The following is a 20,062-nucleotide window of genomic DNA, read 5'->3' on the forward strand; positions in this document are numbered from 1 at the left end:
GCGTAACTATGGGCTCAGCTGCCGAAGTTCTCGTATCTTCACCTTTTCGTCGCTCCCTTTCCCGACATTTTTTTTGCGTTTTCCTGTCGCATCGGTCGTTTCGTTTCAGGTGCCTTTCAAGGGCGGCAAGGCTGGAAATACAAGGTTTTTCGGAAAAATACTACCTAACGGTGTGGAGATTTTTTAGAAAACCGAAGGCTTGACTTTTATTTCCAAAGCCCGCTGCCATACCTTTACACCTGCACGATTATCGCAAACTCATTTCTGAGAAATGGATACAATTATTGTTTTCAAATGTTTTTAGGAAAATGGAAATCGCATACAAGAATGGTAAAGCCTTCAGAGAAATTTCGATGAAAGAATGTATTATTAGTTGATTATCAGTATTATACACTCTAAACGGTAGAAAAGTGCCCATATGGATTCTGATTAGATACGAAAAGGTAAGGATTTAACGTTTTTAACCTTTTGTTGCACCAAAATTACAGAAAATATGGGTGATGTGGGGTGGTTAGCAGTCACTCCATATGCCTTTTATTGCCACAGTGGTTCGTTTTCCCAACCAGAAGGAAAACCCAGGGCAACTTTATCTATTTCTGGAAACGTAGCAAAAAGTCTGTTCATCTTGTCAAGTATATCGTTATTTGGAGATATGATGTCGAGGAAGTACTTGATGATGCACATATCAAAGTACACTTTCAAAGGATCTGTCGGCAAGGTAATCCAAGGACGTGACATTCTAATTGGCATGGTAGCACGAATAGAGAATACCCTATTCCATACACGTGCATGATGACAACATGAGTTCCTTGTTACAGTGATAATGGTAAGCCAAGATTCAAAAGGTGCAACTTGCAAGCCAAAAGACTGTGCAATACGTTTCTTTATCTTCTTATTCTTGATGTTGGAATAAATATTGGTGATTACACCAAATGGCAATATCTCGGTCAGCATCCATGAAGGTGGGTACTGATTGGTATATGTCTCTTTGAAATGGTTGATGAAATCCTCTTTTGTATGGTTCAGTTCATCTTCTATAAGACGTATAGAGCGATTGAACTTGGACGGATTTGAGAAATTGTTGGCATCAGTCATCCAAAAAGGGTTACCTGTCATTTCCGTTCCAAAGTTCACGATTGCACAACGCACTGCGACCTCTATCTTTTCAATTTCATTGAATAAAAGTAGGCGTAGCTTCTTGTCAAAACGATACAACATCATAACCTTACCGAAAGTCACTCCTTGCTTGAATAGATGTTGCTCCTTGGGAATAGAAAGCAATGGGTACATATAGGCAGACAAGCGATAGTAACCGATGTGGGAAAGATAATGCTGAGCCTTTTCCTCATCAGTTATTTCCATACCTCTTGTTTTGAGAAGCTGCACTAACTCATGGGGTGTGGAATATGTTTTTATAAACGGAATTTTTGCTGCCATATACCTATAAAAACAAAAACGACCCGCACATTTGAGCATCGTTGAGAGGCTTGGCGGGTTCTCGTATTGCAAAGGTACGAATATTCATTGATAATACAAACTTTTTTGCAAGAAAAATCATACGAAAGTGGATTTCTTTGACTTAGACTAGAAAAAGTTGTCACTTTAGGAGTCAAAAAGAAAGTGACAATGAAGCACAAGACAAGAACAGAACGCGTGTATAATGAAGCCACAGGTTGGTATGAGACACGCGAGGTAGAATTGAAAGGTTACACATTCACGGACGATGATCGTATTTTGATTGTCCGTGAATACCTTGAAAATGGTGTGGCCGCAGAGAAAATCATCAAGAAGTATCACATCAGCAGCCGTTCAGTGCTGTTTTCTTGGATGGACAAGTTCCTGAATGAAAAAGATTCATTACCTTTGCAGCAGGAACCTGTAGACGATGATGATATGGCAAAGACAAAGGATGAACGCTTAAAGGAGAAAGACGCAGAGATAAAGCGCCTCCGCAAAGCTTTGGAACTGGAGAAGCTCCGTTCCCATGCCTATTCGACCATGATTGATCTTGCAGAGCAGACCTTCAATATCCCTGTAAGAAAAAAATCTGGCACCAAACAGTAAGTCTGCTTCGCGAAGACGGCTCAGGGGCGGCCCTGAGCACGCTTTGCGGGCTGTTTGGTTACAGTAGACAGGCATATAATAAGCGAGACGATAAAGACGGTTTTGCAGAGGATGCCATAGAGCCCATCATCATGGAGAAGGCCCGTGAGTATCGCAAGGCCAATCCTGGTCTGGGAGCATCGAAACTGCATGCCATCCTGAAGAAGATGTTCGATGACACAGGTTGCTTCCCGGGGCGTGACGCATTCACGGAAATGCTTCGCAAGCACGGGCTTATGGTGCGCATCAAGCGTCGCAGACGTTACAAGACGACAAACTCTGAGCACAACTACCGTAAGTATCCCAATCTCATCAAGGATCTCATGCCGACCCGTTGGAAAATGCTGTTGCCGAGCGTGCTAACGGCATATTGAAGACAGAATGGCTCTATAGGATGACCATCCCAACACGCAAGGCCTGCAGGAAGGAACTGACCCGCATCATCGCCTTCTACAACGACGAAAGACCGCATATGAGCATTGGAAACCAAACACCATCAGTAGCACATACTCAGAGCGGACCGCAGCAACGAATGTGGAAAAATCCTTGGATAAATCCTGATTCTTAAAGAATAGTTTGTATCTTTGCACACGATTCAGAACGATAAGAACGTAACCGAGTCAGTGAAACTACCGCGAAAGGGTTAACCCTTTCAGTTGTAAGAACAAAATGAAGACAACCTATATAGTCTAATTGAAAACTAATATCGTTATAAGCATCAGAACAGGTAAACGCTTTTAGAGAGATAGTAATTATAGTAATAACCAGTTAAGTTTAACTCTCTAAAAAGTGACAACCTTTTTCCGTTAAGGTCATATGATAGAACTTCTTTCTCGATAGCATTGTTTATGTCTGAAATAATTGCTACATAAGCAACATTATTGAATTAAATTTAGGAAATACGTATTTTTATTCGTTTGCTTTTCTCTCCTTAAGAATATCCACTATAAGACTCAGTCGTCGTCGCAGAAAGACAGTCATCGTTCCTCAGACTAACTTTCCCCGACTATGGCACGGTAAGAAAAATCCTTGGCGGTATGCCTTGAAAGACTTCAAGACTATACTGCCAAGGACTTTTCTTTGTTTGCCGTGCTGACAACGGCTGACTTTTATAGCCACAACTCGCAGTTCCATTTTCATCGCACCGCGAATTCAACAAGCAAGTGCAAATTTAGTTTATATTCTTCATAAAGCACTCTTTTGGTGTTGAAAAGTTGAGTTTTGCTCTTGGTCTATTGTTAATTTTTTCCATAATCTTTGTAATTTGCTGTTGGCTTATGTGTTCAAACGTTGTTGATTTTGGTATGTACTGTCTGATTAATCCATTTATATTCTCAATAGCTCCCTTCTGCCATGAGGAGTATGGATCAGCAAAATAGACAGGCGCTCCAATACTCTTGGTAATCTTCTCATGTGAAGCAAATTCCAAACCATTGTCGGTAGTGATAGTTTTGATCACATCTTTATATGGCCAAAGTAAATGTATGATAGCTTCAGCCAGTTTATCAGTGTTCTTGCCATGCTTCATTTTCTCATAAGTAGCAGATTGGTACTGCGTTCTGTAAGAGTAACAATCGCTCCATGATTACCTTTTCCCACAATAGTATCCATTTCAAAGTCTCCGAAGCGTTTCCCGTCAGCTTCTACAGGCCTTTCACTAATGCTTACTCTATTTGGAATAGCCTGTCTCTTACCTCCAACAGGTCTAGTTCGATGCTTCAGCCGATGACGGCAATTACGCTTCAATTCGCGTGAAATGGTACTTGGACTCACTTTTATTGCAGTTGCAATCTGCTTTTTATTTATTCCGTTTTGGAGTAAGATAAAAATTGTGTACCTTTGCTTCGAGTTTAACTGTTTGTACATAGCAATGCAAAATTAGTTATTCTTGGGGAAATTTCGGTCTCCCTTTTTTCTTTTTTATGCATTGCTTGTTGAAATTCCAAGTTTATGCTATCATGGGGGCTGCTCGCCCCCCAAACCCCACGGTGTTTTCAGGTATTAAGTTTTCATACCACTACACCTTAGAAAATTGCACTTCTATTGTGAACTTGCATCACATTCACTTGTTCTAGCAAATCCTTTTCAATTTGATCAGGAGAAATATTTCCGGAGTAAGTTTTTATGATTTTTCCGTTGTGAATATAAAAAATGACATCGCAAATATCAGTTAGCGATGATATGATATGAGAGGATAAGACAACTGTTTTTTGCTGAGCACCTATTTTTTTCAACCATTTTTTCAAGACAACTACACCTGTTAAATCTAAGCCATTAAAAGGTTCATCTAAAATATATAGATTGCTATCTCTTAGCATCATGATCATAAGCATGAGTCGTTTTTTCATACCCAAAGAATATTTTGTAGGAAAACGATTTAACGGTAATTTGAAAATCTGGTTCAGATGGTCTATATCTTGCTGGGTATATTTTATTTTTCCAGCTTCCAGGCAAAATTTTATAAATTCATTGCCAGTAATTAGTGGATAAAAATATAAAGTGTCAGAGAGAAATCCGATGTCTGTGCTGGAAGGAATTATAATTTCTCCTTCGTATTTTTCGAGACCAGATAAACATCGAAAGAGAGTACTTTTCCCAGCTCCGTTTTCGCCCATAAAGCCATAAATTTTTCCAGGTTCTAATGTTAACGAAATATCTTCGATAACATATGAGGTATCGTATTTTTTCTTAATGTGTTTCAACTCTATCATAAAAATCTTTATATTTTAATTGGATATATTTGATAAATATGAGTGATATTATGCATGAGATCACTATTATAGATAAGTATTTTAGTGCAGCTACATTCACTGAAAATAAAGTGGTAAGAAGAATTATTGAAATGAAATCATTTCCTATATATATATATCTTAGACAATTTGCTTCAAAGAGGAAAATAATGGATATCAATAGGAGTATAATACATGAAAAGAAATAATTAGGTTGATAAAATAAGGATATAATAAGAAATGGAGATAACAATACTATACTATTTCCTACAGAATATTTTAGTTTATTGAATATAATTCTATTAGCAGATTTGTACAAAAGTAAGTGTTGCTTTTCTGGTTTCTGAAATAAAGTGATTCCCAGTAAGTATATAAATGTCAGAACACTTACCAGAAAGATCTTATTATTTTCGTAGACTAAACCTATAAAAGAAGCACATATACCTAGAATGTATGGTACGATTAATATTCTTAAGCTATTTTGATATTCATAGCTTCCTTTTAAAAGTAAAGGGTGTGTAAATAACTTTAGATGAATATGCCAATTAGGAAAGAATGAAGGGATAAAAGCAAGTAATAAGCATAATATAGCAGTTAGTAGGGAATCTTTTAAAATACAAGTGATAGAAAATGGTATTAAGATGATAAGGTAATCTATGCAAAATAACCATTTTGTTTTTTTTCTATATATTTCTTTTACAATTCTTTTATCCCCTCGTTTAATATGTAAACTCAATATTAGTGAAAATGCTATAGCGATTATTTCTATTGGAGATAGTTTTGAGACAACATATAGAAAAATCGCTAGCAAAAAAATATTAAAATCGAGATTATGCCAAGCTGTTGGCATAATCTCGATAGTATCTTTACATGTAACTGTAAATAGTTGACCATATTATTCAATATTCAAATATAATATAGCAGATAGTGAGAAACTGTATAATTGCTATCACGATTCATATTATGGTATCTTTTAGCGATAAAAGAAGTCTTATTATTTATTCATATCACGTAATAGTTTCACAAACATAAAAACAATAATTAAAAATCCTACACCCATTTCAAGAATATAGGGTGTTGACATAAATTTGTTGTTGTTTGCACTTATAATCAAAATTACTACGAATATATATAATATATATGTTGGAATATTAAAGATCTTCTTCATTTCTAGCACAATATATCAACTTGTTTTATAATGGAAAATCCATTGGTGGTATATTCCAGATACAATAGATTGGTCCATGTTATTTAGAAATTTAAAATTATTTTCTTCGCAGCTTTATATTTGTGTAGATATAGTAACCTATTATGAAAAAGAGAATAGCTATAACTATCGTGGGTTGTAATTTTGTGATTTGCGCTGAACATACTGTAATATATAATAATACTAAAAGAATCAGTGATGCTACAATACTAATATATCTTGACAGAAGTTTAGTATTATCTGGTGTCACTTCTATCTTTGAAATCTGATTCATTTTATAAGGATTTCTCTTGTAATAGCGAAATAATGCATATATTATTAATGAAATAATAGGCAGGAATATTATGTAATATTTTGAACAATAACTTGTTATATTTCCCCATAAATCCCAATGTAAGATAATTTTTTCTGTATTATCTACTATTCTAACTATTGCTACTATAAAAATTGCAATAATTGCAGAAATCTGTAAAATTTTATTCTTCATATGACAAATTTTTAGATATATTGAGCAAGATTAAATTTCTTAATGTGTTTGCATCTACTATTTTTACTTTTGCTTTATGACACCTACTCCTTTTATAAAGTCTGGCCTGCTTACTGCGTTCCGAAATCCGGTATGTATCTTATTTAAATGTAAGGGACAATAGTAAGGGAGTATTGCCACTAAAAAAATGTATCTAATTTTCGAAAGTGAGCTCTTCTTTAATCGATGAATTCAACAAACTCATTTGCTAACTCATTTCCTTGTGATACAACAGAAATAGTATAGCTTCCAGCTATAAACAAGTCAAATGATAATTCTGTTGTAGGGTCAGCCTGTCCTTCATAGCTGTCAATTAATACACCGTCAAGATAAATTAGAACGGTAACATCTTCAATATTTTCATAGAAAGAAATATTAGCTATTCTGCTATTTTCATCTATATTTATAACAGATTTAGGAGTCGTGTTTTTAGGAGCTTTTCGCTTCATTGGCGGTGTTATAGGTTCACCTGCAGAAATAGGGAGAGTGCCAACTGCAATTATCACTACTAACATTGCCACTATTACTTTCATAGAATATTTGTTCATTGTATTTAACTTTTGAGGTTTACAAATTTTTAATTATTCGAATGGATTATTTTTAATTTCGATGGCAAATATAGGGCAGAGATTATAGAAAAGCAAATTTTAGCGTAACATTTTTCATTTCAGATTTGCATAGCGTTTTGAGCGTAAATACCTATAAGAGAGGCGGTTGCAGAAAATGCAACCGCCTCTCTTATACTATTTTGCAACCAGTAGATGCTTTATTGTGCTATTAATTTGGCTTTTATTCGGGTTCGATTACTTTTGATAGTACTCTTACTAATGGCAAGAATATGTTCACCAGTATTTAAAAAAGAGTAAGTCGATAAGGTCTTATTTTTCCACATGAATTTAAACTCATTTCTAAACAAGGAATCTGCGATAAAGTTTACCGGTCATAAATAAGAATATCCCACTCTGTAATAATAGTAGGATAGCTGATATCATTATGTGTTGCATAGATATTCCATAAGGAAGGACAGCTGGGATAACCAAATAGCTAGTTAGTGGAAAATATGATGCAAACTCTGTTATCCCACTGTTAGGATTCGTGGCAGCGTACATGCAGAAGTAAATGGCTGACAAATTGAGCATATTGCTCAGTACCATAGGAACTGACGAACTTTTACAAGAAGAACATATTGCAAATATCGTAGAAAGAGAACCATTAAGAAGAAAACCCATAATGAAGTATATGATCAACCATGCCAGCAATGAACTAGTAAGCGGTATTGAACATATGTCTATATTCAAAGTATCATTTACTTTGTCTATGAAATTGAAATGCTTACCTATCAACACTATTACTTTGCTATAGGTAAAAAATGCAACTAACCAAATTGTTAGTTGAACTAATGATGCTGCGCCCAATCCTAGAATCTTTCCGATCATTAGTCTTCCTGGCTTAACAAACATACACAAAACTTCTGCTAACTTGTTCGATCGCTCTTCTGCAATACTCTTTACAATATTATTATTGAAGAGAATGAACATGATATAGAGCAGTAGTCCCATTCCATAGGCCATAACCTTGGCATTTTCAGCCCCACCTTTGTTTGAGGGTGTATTACTATAGACAACAGATACTTTTGCAAAAGTCGTCAATTCCAATAATTCTTCTTCTTTGACGCCATGCATAGTCCCAAACTGATATACAAATTCGCTATTGATATATGATTCGATATCGTGTATGTATTCAGAAGATGTCTTAGCTTGAGCCTCCGGCATATACAACTGTACCTGTGTAGCACCATTCTGATGCTTAAAAGAGGCATTCTGCATATCTACTACTCCAACGTAATCATTGTAGCAAAAAGTACCATTCCTCACTTTTTCGACATCTTTCTTGTTTAGTAAGACAAATTTCAAATTTCGATAATCTATAGTGTCATAGGGGAAATCGTGACTAATGATTCCCACCAAGTGCCTTTGACTAATTTTAGAAGAATTAGGTGTCCCTGAAAAGATAGAAAAAATTACGGGTAGTACAAAAAGGAGTGGTGTTACTAAAGCAAAAAGATAAAAACTTCTGCTATTAAGTTTCACCATGATTTCACGGCGTATGATATAATATAACTGTTTCATGATTTTATCTTACAGAATTTATGAAGATTTCCTTCAGATCAGGAATTTTGTGATTTAACGAAAGTATTTCCGTATCATTTATATCTTTCATCAACTGTTTGTATGTGTATGCTTTATCAGTCTTTATAACATATCGGTATATATCAGCTGTCTTTTCTTTAACAACTAGATGTTTTTCATCAAACAATAATGGGGTCTGTGATTCTATCTGGTATTCTGACATTAGATGCATCAACTTCAGATGTTCCAGTTCGTCATCAATGATAAGATTTCCTTTATTAATCATGAATATGTGATCACAGAATCGCTCAGCATGTTCCATAAGATGAGTGGAAAGCAGGATGGTTACCCCTTCTTTCTTTTTTTCGAGAATTATCTTCTCCATCTCAATAACACTGATAGGATCCAAACCGCTGAAAGGTTCATCTAATATTGCAAGGGAAGGATGGATTAGAAAAGTGCAGACGAACTGAACTTTCCTAGCAGTTCCCTTTGATAGAGCCGCTATAGGAGTTTTCATATATTTTAATAGTCCGAGGCGTTTAATATTGTTCGATGCATTTTCCATTGCTTCTTTTGATGTTAGTCCCCTGAGTTGTCCGATGTATTTTACTTCATCTGCCAATGACATGTCTGTATACAGACTCGTTTGATCTGGCATATAAGCAATATTCTGCATAGAGTGGCCATCTTCATAGATTACATTTCCGCTGCTTAAAGGAAGTATTCCACAAATTGACCGTATCAAGGTTGTCTTGCCTGCGCCATTAGGACCTATCAGTCCATATATTATGGGCTTGTCTATTTGTAGAGTGATGCTATGGAGCACTTCTTTATGTCCAAAATTCTTGCAAAGTTTTTCAAGTTTCAGCATAACCTTATCGTCCTATAATTATTGATGAAAATGTAGGAGTGTTGCCTGAAAGGTCGAAAGCCTCTTCCACTTCATTTTCTACATATCCGAGAACCTCACAGATTTTCATATCCATTGCAGCGCACGTTAAATAAAAATTTTGTGCTACGTGACCAGCATCGAGAAGGCAGAGGCGTAAGGTACGTTGTCTATATTTCTGATAAAGACGAGTATAATCAGCAGCCAAGAAAGCAATGACAGAAGCATCAGCCCACTCAGATTGGTATAAGGCATCGTTTTTTACCCAGTCTCTGTAATCTCCTTTTCTAATGCATCTTATGGTAAAATCTTTTGCAGAGAAGTAATATAGTCCAGGTTCTACTTCTTCAGAGTTCAGAATAATAAAGAATACTTCTGTTGTATTGAAACCTCCAGAAGATGGAACATGTTTGCGTCCAGAATGCTCACTTCTTTTATAGCCAGCTGAATAAAACAGAAGTGTAGACAGTTCCTTTAGCGTTATTTTATAATTTTTGAAGTCTCTTCGGCTTTTTCTTCTCTCCATCACTTCATCCAGCGGCATCTGCAGTATATTAGGATTTGGTAGATGAATAGCATTTTTGCTCTCATAACCTTTCAAACCCTGATCCATTTCGAGTTTTACAATATGAGGGTCAAAATGCCTCAGATGCTCTGTTTTACCTGTGAACAAAGCTTTTATGTTCCTTGAAGAAAGAAGATACTCTATATCAGTTAATATTTGTTTATTTAACATAATTGAAGATATTAAGAAAATGGTTGAGGGTATGGGTTGATATCGGCTAACGTCTTACCATTCTTGAGCAAAGATGACAGCCAGCGAATATTATTATATTGGGTAAGGGGAATCATTTGGGGAATCATAACTTTATATACCATTCCTATAGGTTTGACCTCATCTATGGTAAGATCTTTGTAATATATATCAAATCCAAGCTCTTTCAGTCTTTTCGCTTGCTCTCGCAAATCATTCATAGTCCTAATTTCTATACAGTCGAAATCCTCTGGGTCAATTTTCTCTGAATCCTTGGCCATAATAGTCTGGATTACAGGTGAGTCCTTCCAATTGGAGTACAATACCATGTGGTCTTCCAACTTTTTTACCCAACTGAAATTATCAATATCTATTTGCTTCTGACCTACAAATTCTGACATATAGCGTATAGATACAGCTTCATCAATTGACTTGATTATAGCATGTTTAATATCTGTACAGCAGGAAGCGCCACATGAGAAATAAGGAAATTGATCGCTCTGCATCATACAGAAAACAACTGGGAATTTGGATATTGGTGAAATCTCAAAAAGACGCATTCTTATGTTTTTAGATTTGATACGGTCTACACGCTCATGGATATCAAAATCCGTGCAATTATCGAGATCTAGAGATCTCTCTTTTCTGTCTTTATCATACCACCAAGCCATGAGAGCATGGCGTTCTAATACTTCCTCTAATCCTCTTTTAAGAGCTTTAACTTTATCCGTCTGGAAAGCACATCCAGTAGAAATAGGAGAGGCAAATAATTTGTTTATATCTGCTTTACGATACCCAAGATGCACCAACTCATAAGGTAGGTAGTCCGGAGTATCGTCAATAAGTCTATGTACTAAAGCATGTTCTATGGGTACCGTCACTCCATTCTTCTTAAAGCTTGCAGGAGCGTTTTCTTCATCAGCACATCGAATGTATCCTTTGGAATAATCTACTTTTCTTATATAGGGTTTATCCTTCATGAAATAATTCATACTGCTATAGCGCTCAAATCCTTCACACACACAGCTAGTATAAGATTCTTCTAGATAGATCGAAGATCCTGCTGCACCTCCAAGATGTTGGTTCTCGATAGAACCAATTGGAGTATTGGCTAGAATAAGTGAAGATACAAACCAGTTCGGGTTATCGCCTCTTAGAGCTTTACACTTGAATTGACGAAAAGGATTCGGCTCCATATCCCATTTTTCAAATGGCTCAAAACCAGGTATTTTGATAAGTTTTTTATATTCGATTTCCATGGCATTTATCTTTTATTCGTATCAGAACAAGATGGACAACTTGGTACTTTGAAGAGATTTTGCAAAGACGTAACATAGGTAAGGCTATTAAATTTAAATACGTTACCTATAAGATTAGGTTGTGCTACTTTTGCTAGTGCATTCTTGAATTGACAAATTGCAATATTAACCACAATCGCTAGAGAATTGTAATCAAATCCTTTGATCTCGTCATCTGTCTTTTTTCCTTCATTATGCAGACCTTGCTGATAAATATACTCGTGTGCAGAATCTAATCGATAGCTCTGTTCTCTCAGATTGTAGCATGAAATACATGGAGAATCCATTTCTGGAAAATAGAAAGGTCCTATTTCATAATCATTATCCTTGATAGATATAGATAGCATAGGTATATTGAGAATAGTGCACATGCGACAGATCTCATTAAGGAAGAAAATGCTCGGGTTGTTTAAAGCTGTAAAGATATATTGATAATCTGGCATTTTCTGTGACAAAATGTTACGTATGTCTCCTCCTTTCAGGTTGGAAATATCTTCATAGGTCATGATGTTTATCAGATCGCTAATATAGTCTTTAGCACCTTTAGAATCTTCGCTAGTGATAACAAGAAATCCCATATCGGTAAATCCAGCCATTAGCATTTGATAACTTATCAATGGAGCAAATATCTCATTTGTAATCAGTAATACTTTGCAACTACGTATCCTCTCTAAAACGTCCATACCACTTTTATTCAAGCCAGACCGAGGTACTACGCGATTATAATACTGTGCCTGCTTTTCTGAGAATAGGTCCAAATCCATCTTAATAGGACTTTCTGCAATAAATGCATCAGGTTCCAATAAATGATAGCTATGTAGAGTTTTTAAAAAAGACCCTGTGTTTATTCGGTCTAGTTTGAACTCGTCCGCTCCTTTGCTCAATATTTCTTCCAAAGTATGCTTTCCGTCAAGCGTATTTTTGAGATACCCCCAGATTTGGTAGGCTTCGGCACCTCTAATAAGAAATTTCTCTGTTCCACCTCGGAACTGGATTCCTAGACCTTTTGGTGCTTCATACACGTGAATTCCATCCACCAACTTAGGCTGATGTGGAAATTTAACATTCTTATCTCCAAAAAATTGATTAAGAATGTTGTTTTTCTTACTTTTATCTTCCATAATGTTTTTTAGTAATTGTTTAAAATGTTTTGTTCTATCTGCATATCTTTCTCCATATCATGCTTTCCGAACTTATAGATAAAGAAAACTCTTATACCAGTATTTCGGTACCTGATACTTGAATGATACTCTTTGCCATCTATACAATAATCTCTTTTGACATTTACACCATTGCTAAAAGGGTTATCTACTGATAAAGCTAATCTGTAGTGATCATCATGCCAACTTTTTTGTACTGATAGATTGCTGTAAAGATAACTATTTTCGCTGCCTTGTAGATAAATCTTACGGTTCTGCCATGACCCATAGCAATTCACGTATAGTGTTTGAAAGAAACGATATGTTACGTTCATAGAATATTGCAGCTGCCATCCGCTATTACTTATACCATGATCTTTCAATTTCTTATACTTGATATCCATGCCACCATTGAAATTCAATTTTCCATTCATCAAGACTAAAGTAGACCATATTTCAGAACCCCATGAATGGCAACCGTCAATATTGACTGCATATTGCTGCATTACATTATTGTCCTTCTGCACCATCAGTGAGATAGATTTATCGGTATACCTGTAGTAAGGAGAAATCTTGAAAAAGCAGTCTCCTACATATAATGATGTTCCTGCTTCCAACAGGTAACTATACGATGATTCCACATTACTGTTTCCATATAGTATTACATTCCCTCCTTGGTAGTTTCCTTCACTAAGCAATGTTGAGTATGTCGGACGATCCGTACGTCTGCTAAATAGTAGACTCAAGGTGCAGAAAGGCGAAGTTTTATAATTTATCCCCAAATTATAGAATAGATCATTATATTTACGCTTTCTTTTGAGATCTGTGTCAATGTGATAATACTCATATCTTAGCCCTCCATTTATCGTCAACAAAGGTGTTGCCTCATATTTAAGTTCAGAATAAGCTCCGAGATTATTGATATATCTAATCATCGTACTGCGATATACGTCTTTGAAATGACTGTAATTGTTACTCAATCCTACATCGAATTCTAATTTCTGCCAAGGCTTTAGCGTACAATCTATTTGCGACATTTGTCCGAGTATGTAAGTACCAGTCTTGTTTTCAAGGTTATCCCAGTCGCCTATCTTATTTCTTGTTGGCAGATAATACCATTGAGTTTGAGCATTCATTTTTACAATTTCGCTTGCTGTCCAACTATAATCGATAGACGCACTCAAATAATGATATTCATTGTTTGTTTTTTTATTCTCCCCTGACGCCAATTTCTCCTTGTAAAATGCACCTTGGTACATATACAGTAGTTTTAAATTCAGTATAGATTTATTGTCGCTTCGTAAAGCTCCTGTCTGTAAACAATATATTTGACCGGTATTTTTTCCGTCTTTGCTGTCCGAAAAATTGCTATTACTAGTTGTTTCAGAATATCCAAAAAGTCCATAGAATGAATTTTGGAACGCCCAATGTTTATCAACTGCATAATTGAAATTGCCCATTAGGTGGCTTCCTTTTGTGCCTACACCCGTATTTAAATAGCCTGAAGACTTAAAGTACATTCTCCTATGGGTGATAATATTGACAATGCCACCAGTACCTTGTGCTTCATATTTAGCTCCAGGTGTAGTCATAACTTCTACCTTCTGGATGTCTGCTGGTGATAATTGTTCCAGAATTTGAGTAGATGAAAGTATTCCATAACTATGTCCATTAACCAATATTTTTATATTACTATTCCCTCTTATACTTACATTGCCATTCATATCTACAGAAAGCATTGGAACTTTTCTCATCAGTTCTATAGCCGATGTTTCAGATCGTACTTTATCTAGATAAGCATTGTAGACAATTTTGCCACCCTTGTCGTCAATTTTATGGGAGGCAGTTATGTTTACCTCTTTCAGATTGACAACATGTTTGACGGTATCGTTCGTTGCCTGTGTCTGAGGAATAGCAGAAAGCATACTAAGGGCGAGCGAACATATCATTTTTTACTTTGCTGTTTACTTTTATACTTGATACTACAGAAATAATAGTCCCTCTATTGTTGGTAACCTCAATGTAGCGTGGAATCATCACTTGATCAACTTTCTTATAGTTCCTGTATTTAAATATACCCACTGGTGATTCAACCTTTCGTATCATGTAATCCAAAGCAGAAAGATAAACAGTAGCTTTATATCCAGATTTATAAGTAACTCCGAGCTTAAAACACTTCTCTCGATCTATCGTGGTCTCTCCTTCTTTAGCAATTGATTTCACATCACTGTTACTTCCATTGATGTAATAGTCACATAAAGGGCCATAAAATTTAGAATCAATGATTAGTGAACGTGCCATATTTGAAGGAAGATCCGTCACCTTTGTTGGTTGAGCTGAAGAATAAGACCAACCTTTATTATCATAGACGCAGGTTGTGAATATTCCCATACTTGTTCGTACTTTCTGGTAGTATGCTTTGCCAGGCAGTATTACTGTTGTTGTTGGCATATTCAGACCATTTGATGTTCCAATCTGAGTAATCCTTAGAGTCTTCACACGTTCAATAGCTACCTTACCTCCTAACTTCTCCACATTATGTTCACAAAGTTCTTTTACACTTTGTGCATTAATAAGCATAGGAAAAGCAAGCATAAATGCAAGAAATGTATTTTTTTTAATACTAATGTTCATAGAATAAAATTTAAACTGTTTCTTGAATTGAGAGGAACTGTAGAATCTACAAATATCCTCTCAAAAGTCAGTGATAATAGCGACTTAACCAGCGCATCCATATGTCCCTAAAGTACCGATACAACCACTAAAAGTGCCCAATGTTCCTAAAGTTCCAGCACAAGCATATGCAACAGATTGATCTTCCATTGTTGTAACAGGAGCAGCTTCCAAATCCATTACTTCTAATGGCTCAGAACTAGTAGCTACTTCCATGTTCTCTACATAAATTTCATTCATTGAATTTGATAACATAATTTTATTTGTTTAAGATTATAAGTCATGTTTAAAGTCACAGACTATTTTCGACTTTTTTTTGATACGTTCAAGCTCATAATGAAGTTATTGACAGACCTATGGTTTTGTCGCCAAATATTGCATTTTAATTTTTAAGGTTTACAAATTTTTAATTATTCGAATGGATTATTTTTAATTTCGATGGCAAATATAGGGCATAGATTATAGAAAAAGCAAATTTTAGCATAACATTTTTCATTTCAGATTTGCATGGCGTTTTGAGCGTAAATACCTATAAGAGAGGCGGTTGCAAAAAATGCAACCGCCTCTCTTATACTATTTTGCAACCAATAGATGCTTTATTGAGCTATTAATTTGGCTTTTATTCGTGTTCGATTACTTTTGATAGTACTCTTACTAATGGCAAGAATACGTTCTACATCCTGATCATCTTTTCCCATGTGATAGAGTATTTCAAAAAATTTATATCGAGGGGATAAGTCGTCATAATCATTTTCTAGATGATTTACAAAAGGAAGATCTTTTACCTTATAGTATTCTATGAAATGTATAAAGTCACTTTTATTCCATCGAATTACGGTTTCGCCAGATTCTATTTGTTCAAACAACTTTTGACCTTCATACAGTATTCTTGATTGCTTGTCTTGTAATTCAGAAATTTTATTTTTAAGTTCTTTTATTTCATGATCAGATTTATCTTTAGACCCTTTTAAGGCATTAATTTTTTCATTATAGATATTGATTAGAAGTTGAGATTGTAATACATTTTTTTTGTCTTTACTCAATTTGTATTTTTTAAGAGTATATTGTATCAAAAGCAAGAGTAAGCCGATACTGACGATATAGATGATAATTAATATTTCCTGTTGATATTTTTGGGATAATATTTCATGGTCGTATATGGCTTGAATTTGGTATATTTCATTCATTTTATCTTTTGCCGTATTTTTATCTTTTAATTGTTCCATCTTGCGCATAAGCTCATAGGCCGTTTGATAATCATGTTGCTGTGCTTTCATTTCGGCAGCTGTTTGATACAGTTCAATCTTATGGTCATCAGTTGTAATATTCATACCTTTTGCCATAGTTTGATTGGCGAGATCATTTTTTCCTTCAGACATATAGATACTTGCCAGCTCATTATATGCGTAGGCTAAAGGTTTAATAGCAAGTGATTTATGCAGGTAATACTTAGCCTTTTGTCTGTCTTTCTTTTTATAGAGTAAAGATATATTATAGTAGAAATAGGCTTGATCTTCTTGATCAATAAAATTTATGTAAGGTTCACTCTTCCGGATATAGTATTCGGAAGAATCTATTTTATTGATATAGTGATAGTCCTCGCTGAGACTACTCATGGTATATGCTATCCAGTCATACTTACCTAATGCAGTTGTTATTTTCAAGCTTTTAAGATCATATTTCAGTGCGAGGGTGTAATTGCCTGTAGAACGATAGGCATAGGCAAGTAAATCGTATATTTTGTATTGTAGTGATTTGTTATCTGTTTTTTCTGCATGGTATTCAGCTTCCTTTCCGTTATATACAGCTTCCGTGTAATCGCCATCATAATAATGGCAGGCTCCTTTATAATAATAAGCCTCTGAAAGTCTATTATCGTCTTTCTCTTTTTGATAGTAGTTTATACTGTAATTTATCAGCGTATCAGATAATAGTGGAATGTTTTTGAGATAATCTGTCCTTGTTTTCAACAGATTATAGAAGGCACGGTCGCCTTCTTCTTTGAGATCAGAGGTAAAGATTGTTTGTAATTCCTGGAATGCAGAATCAGTTTTCTCTTGATTTAAAAGATTATCAATTGTATTGAGTTTTTCTGATATATTACTATTGCATGAGGTTAATCCGAGAATAACCAATATAATCAAGTGTATGTATTTCATGAGCATTGATATTTACTTTGCTACTTCTTGTCGTCGTATAAACTGATGCTGCTTATTGGAGAGCAGCATCGAGTTTTTCTTTGAATTTTTCGTCTGATGGTCTGAACGCATCTGCATCGTTTATTGTTCCATCGGCATTGATGAGTAGAAAGCGTGGTATTGACATTACACCGAATGTTTTTGATATCATCTTATTTTCTTCAGCATTGGCTATGAATTGTGGCCATTGAAATTTTTCTTTGGCAATTCTGTTTTTCCATGCCTTCATGTTTTCATCAAGACTGATGCTGATAAATTCAACCTTGTTGTTTCCTTGATATTCCTCTATGTGCTTGGCGAGTTTAGGAATCTCCATGGCACATGGTCCGCACCATGTGGCCCATAAATCGATATATACCAATTTGCCTTTGAATTCACTCAAGTGATGTTTGTTTCCTTCAGCATCAGAGAAAGTGATATCCGGACATTTCATACCTGCTTTCGTGTTTTTCTTGGCATCAACAATATATTGAAACCGTTCGATGATAGAAGGGTCTACTTTTTCCTTAACTACCTGCCAGAAAGCGTCTATATTGAAAGGTGTGGTTGTGCCCAACATATTGTTGATGATACCTTCCATGAGTAAATCGCGAATCTTCTTGTTGGTTACATACTTGTCAACCGTGTTGATATACCCGATGCCGTAGTTTTCGGCAGACATATCCTTCGTTATTCGTTCTGGGAAATGAGCATAGATAAATGATGTTATAAGGTCATTGCTGAGGCTCAGAGTATCGTTAGGGTCAATCTCTGCTACAAGCTGCATCACTCTGTTGTCTTCTCTTGGGTCACGATGGGTTAAGTAATCCTCATTTTCAAGGAGCGAGAGTCGATTTTTCAGATATGCCTTTTCGATGTCTACCAAGTTTTGCTCAACATCCTCCTTATTCTTGAGTTTTTTAGCCAAAATGACCAATCGCTTATATTGCTCATCAAGCTTATTTGAAGCTTCTGTGCTCTTTTTCTTGATATCTGCAGGACTTGTCTTCTCATTATAATCCATCTCTGGTGAGAATTTTGTATATTCGGTAAATAGTTCTGCCATATCAGCATTAGCCCCAGACAGTTTTCCTATCACTTTGCCCGTTTTGTTACGTTCCAGTTTTAGTTTTTGTGTCTTTTTAGGTTCACACACCATTACATACATGGTTCCATCTTGCAGTATTAGCGTTGTATTCGCCTTATCTTTTATGGTATTGCAGCTATATGTAGCCACTCCCTTTGCATTGAAGGCTAATTGGGTGTATTCGCCATTAGGTGTTGTAAACAAATGATTGCTTGTTATTGTGGTATCTGCTGTCTCAACAATGATTTGTTGGGCATTTACAGGCAGAATCATCATCATGCCTGTAAATGCCAATATACTTTTCAGTTTCGTATTCATTCTCGTTTTATAAATGCTGTTTCAATATTTCTTTGATTTCCTCTACGCTTTGTGGTGATTTCATCACCTTTCCGTTGGGAGCAATCAATACAAAATAAGGTACACCGTTTCCTATCTGATATTTAGTAAACAGATCTTTGTATCCTTGATTTGTGGTGCGATACTGTTGCCATATCTGTGGATGTTTGGCCATAGCTTTTCGCCATGCTTCTTCCTTCACGTCAATGGAAAGATCTATGATAGTAAAGTTATCTTGGTATGCTTTGCCGATAGCTTCCAATTTAGGGAAGGCTGCAAGACATTGTCCACACCAGCTTGCCCAAAAGTCAATAAGAACAAATTTTCCATTCTGTGGCACGACATCTTTGAGATGAGTAATCTTGTTGTTCGTGTCGTATATTTCCAGATCTATCAGCTCTGCCCCTACAGTAGTTTTCCTGGCAAATTCCACACGCCATTTGAATTCTTCAAAACGAGAAGGGTCATCTGGTACAGCTTTTATGGCCTGAGCCAAACGTTCCACTTCTGTTTTTTGCAAACCATATCCACGTTTCAGCATATTATTTACGAGCATGGCAGAAACAATAGATGTGGGATGTGTCTGAATGAATGACCACGCCAAAGTATCGTTATTCAGCCATTCTCCCATGGCCTGTAGCTCGTCAAAATCACTTTGTATTTGCGTTCCGTGTATTTTCAGATCCTTGTCAACTGTAATCTCATCATTTGAAATGAACATATCAATATAGTTCCAATGAATAGAATCATCAGGCCAATGATTTTGAGCTACCAAATCAAGATTATTGGTAGTCAACATGCCCTTAACAGGTCGTTTTACGCTTCCTTTCAGCGTAAAATGGCCGTTTTTTACTACAGTTGTAGCACACTCTGTGATAGAGTCTTCATTCTCGCCAATACCAACTACTGTTCCATCGGGTAGTGAGGGAACATATCCTTGGATAACAAAGCCCTTTTGGGCGTAGCTGCTAATCGTTAATGTAGCAAGTAGCAGTAATAATATTTTCTTCAT

At 35.7% G+C, this 20,062-nt stretch carries 18 protein-coding genes and 1 pseudogene; 3 read left to right on the forward strand and 16 right to left on the reverse strand.

Translation table 11 applies throughout. The annotated features are described in order from the left end of the window. Positions 1-534 precede the first annotated feature (534 nt). Positions 535-1,437 carry an Abi family protein gene (locus tag L6471_RS01755; RefSeq protein ID WP_094449076.1) on the reverse strand — a complete coding sequence of 301 codons (903 nt, stop codon included), beginning with the start codon at positions 1,435-1,437 and terminating at the stop codon, positions 535-537. Positions 1,438-1,626: 189 nt separating this feature from the next. Between L6471_RS01755 and L6471_RS01760 the strand changes: the two genes are divergently transcribed. The 3 genes from L6471_RS01760 to L6471_RS01770 all read left to right on the forward strand — a co-directional run bounded on the left by L6471_RS01760 (position 1,627) and on the right by L6471_RS01770 (position 2,671). Then, the gene (locus L6471_RS01760) at positions 1,627-2,064 is read left to right on the forward strand and encodes a transposase (protein ID WP_094449072.1); all 438 of its coding nucleotides are present in this window, start codon (positions 1,627-1,629) and stop codon (positions 2,062-2,064) included. A 131-nt stretch (positions 2,065-2,195) separates the two neighbouring features. Next, complete coding sequence (locus tag L6471_RS01765) at positions 2,196-2,477, forward strand: hypothetical protein (RefSeq protein ID WP_144263870.1); 282 nt, start codon at positions 2,196-2,198, stop codon at positions 2,475-2,477. Further along, a complete protein-coding gene (locus L6471_RS01770; RefSeq protein ID WP_237797121.1) occupies positions 2,474-2,671 on the forward strand; it encodes an integrase core domain-containing protein in 198 nt (65 codons plus the stop codon). Before L6471_RS01765 ends, L6471_RS01770 begins: the two co-directional genes overlap by 4 nt. Positions 2,672-3,274: 603 nt before the next feature. Here L6471_RS01770 and L6471_RS01775 read toward each other — a convergent pair. The 15 genes and pseudogenes from L6471_RS01775 to L6471_RS01845 form a co-directional block, all read right to left on the reverse strand. Further along, positions 3,275-3,969: pseudogene (locus L6471_RS01775) on the reverse strand (IS30 family transposase). A 158-nt stretch (positions 3,970-4,127) separates the two neighbouring features. Further along, positions 4,128-4,814, reverse strand: coding sequence for an ABC transporter ATP-binding protein (locus tag L6471_RS01780; protein ID WP_094449074.1), 687 nt, complete (start codon positions 4,812-4,814; stop codon positions 4,128-4,130). Positions 4,815-6,097: 1,283 nt separating this feature from the next. Beyond that, positions 6,098-6,526, reverse strand: coding sequence for a cytochrome c oxidase subunit II (locus tag L6471_RS01785; protein ID WP_237797122.1), 429 nt, complete (start codon positions 6,524-6,526; stop codon positions 6,098-6,100). A gap of 218 nt (positions 6,527-6,744) precedes the next feature. Beyond that, positions 6,745-7,113: a hypothetical protein gene (locus tag L6471_RS01790; RefSeq protein ID WP_094448398.1), complete on the reverse strand. Its 369-nt coding sequence runs from the start codon at positions 7,111-7,113 to the stop codon at positions 6,745-6,747. Between the two features lie 360 nt (positions 7,114-7,473). Continuing rightward, positions 7,474-8,694: an ABC transporter permease gene (locus L6471_RS01795; protein ID WP_094448397.1), complete on the reverse strand. Its 1,221-nt coding sequence runs from the start codon at positions 8,692-8,694 to the stop codon at positions 7,474-7,476. A 4-nt stretch (positions 8,695-8,698) separates the two neighbouring features. Continuing rightward, positions 8,699-9,568 (reverse strand): ABC transporter ATP-binding protein, encoded by an 870-nt coding sequence (locus tag L6471_RS01800; RefSeq protein ID WP_094448396.1) that lies wholly within the window; start codon positions 9,566-9,568, stop codon positions 8,699-8,701. Positions 9,569-9,572: 4 nt separating this feature from the next. Continuing rightward, the gene (locus L6471_RS01805; RefSeq protein WP_094448395.1) at positions 9,573-10,322 is read right to left on the reverse strand and encodes a SagB/ThcOx family dehydrogenase; all 750 of its coding nucleotides are present in this window, start codon (positions 10,320-10,322) and stop codon (positions 9,573-9,575) included. 11 nt (positions 10,323-10,333) lie between these two features. Continuing rightward, entirely contained in the window at positions 10,334-11,599 is a 1,266-nt protein-coding gene (locus L6471_RS01810) for a YcaO-like family protein (RefSeq protein WP_094448394.1), read from the reverse strand. 5 nt (positions 11,600-11,604) lie between these two features. Beyond that, the gene (locus L6471_RS01815) at positions 11,605-12,759 is read right to left on the reverse strand and encodes a hypothetical protein (RefSeq protein ID WP_237797123.1); all 1,155 of its coding nucleotides are present in this window, start codon (positions 12,757-12,759) and stop codon (positions 11,605-11,607) included. An 8-nt stretch (positions 12,760-12,767) separates the two neighbouring features. Continuing rightward, complete coding sequence (locus tag L6471_RS01820) at positions 12,768-14,702, reverse strand: TonB-dependent receptor domain-containing protein (protein WP_237797124.1); 1,935 nt, start codon at positions 14,700-14,702, stop codon at positions 12,768-12,770. A 1-nt stretch (position 14,703) separates the two neighbouring features. After that, entirely contained in the window at positions 14,704-15,411 is a 708-nt protein-coding gene (locus tag L6471_RS01825) for a hypothetical protein (protein WP_094448391.1), read from the reverse strand. Between the two features lie 84 nt (positions 15,412-15,495). Next, on the reverse strand, positions 15,496-15,666 hold the full coding sequence (locus L6471_RS01830; protein WP_237797125.1) for a hypothetical protein: 171 nt from the start codon (positions 15,664-15,666) through the stop codon (positions 15,496-15,498). A gap of 380 nt (positions 15,667-16,046) precedes the next feature. Beyond that, positions 16,047-17,609, reverse strand: a complete 1,563-nt coding sequence (locus tag L6471_RS01835; protein WP_237797126.1) for a tetratricopeptide repeat protein — start codon at positions 17,607-17,609, stop codon at positions 16,047-16,049. 52 nt (positions 17,610-17,661) lie between these two features. Further along, positions 17,662-19,032, reverse strand: a complete 1,371-nt coding sequence (locus L6471_RS01840; RefSeq protein ID WP_237797127.1) for a TlpA family protein disulfide reductase — start codon at positions 19,030-19,032, stop codon at positions 17,662-17,664. 7 nt (positions 19,033-19,039) lie between these two features. Continuing rightward, positions 19,040-20,062, reverse strand: a complete 1,023-nt coding sequence (locus L6471_RS01845; protein WP_237797128.1) for a thioredoxin-like domain-containing protein — start codon at positions 20,060-20,062, stop codon at positions 19,040-19,042.

This window comes from Segatella bryantii, from assembly GCF_022024215.1.
Taxonomy (GTDB): domain Bacteria; phylum Bacteroidota; class Bacteroidia; order Bacteroidales; family Bacteroidaceae; genus Prevotella; species Prevotella bryantii.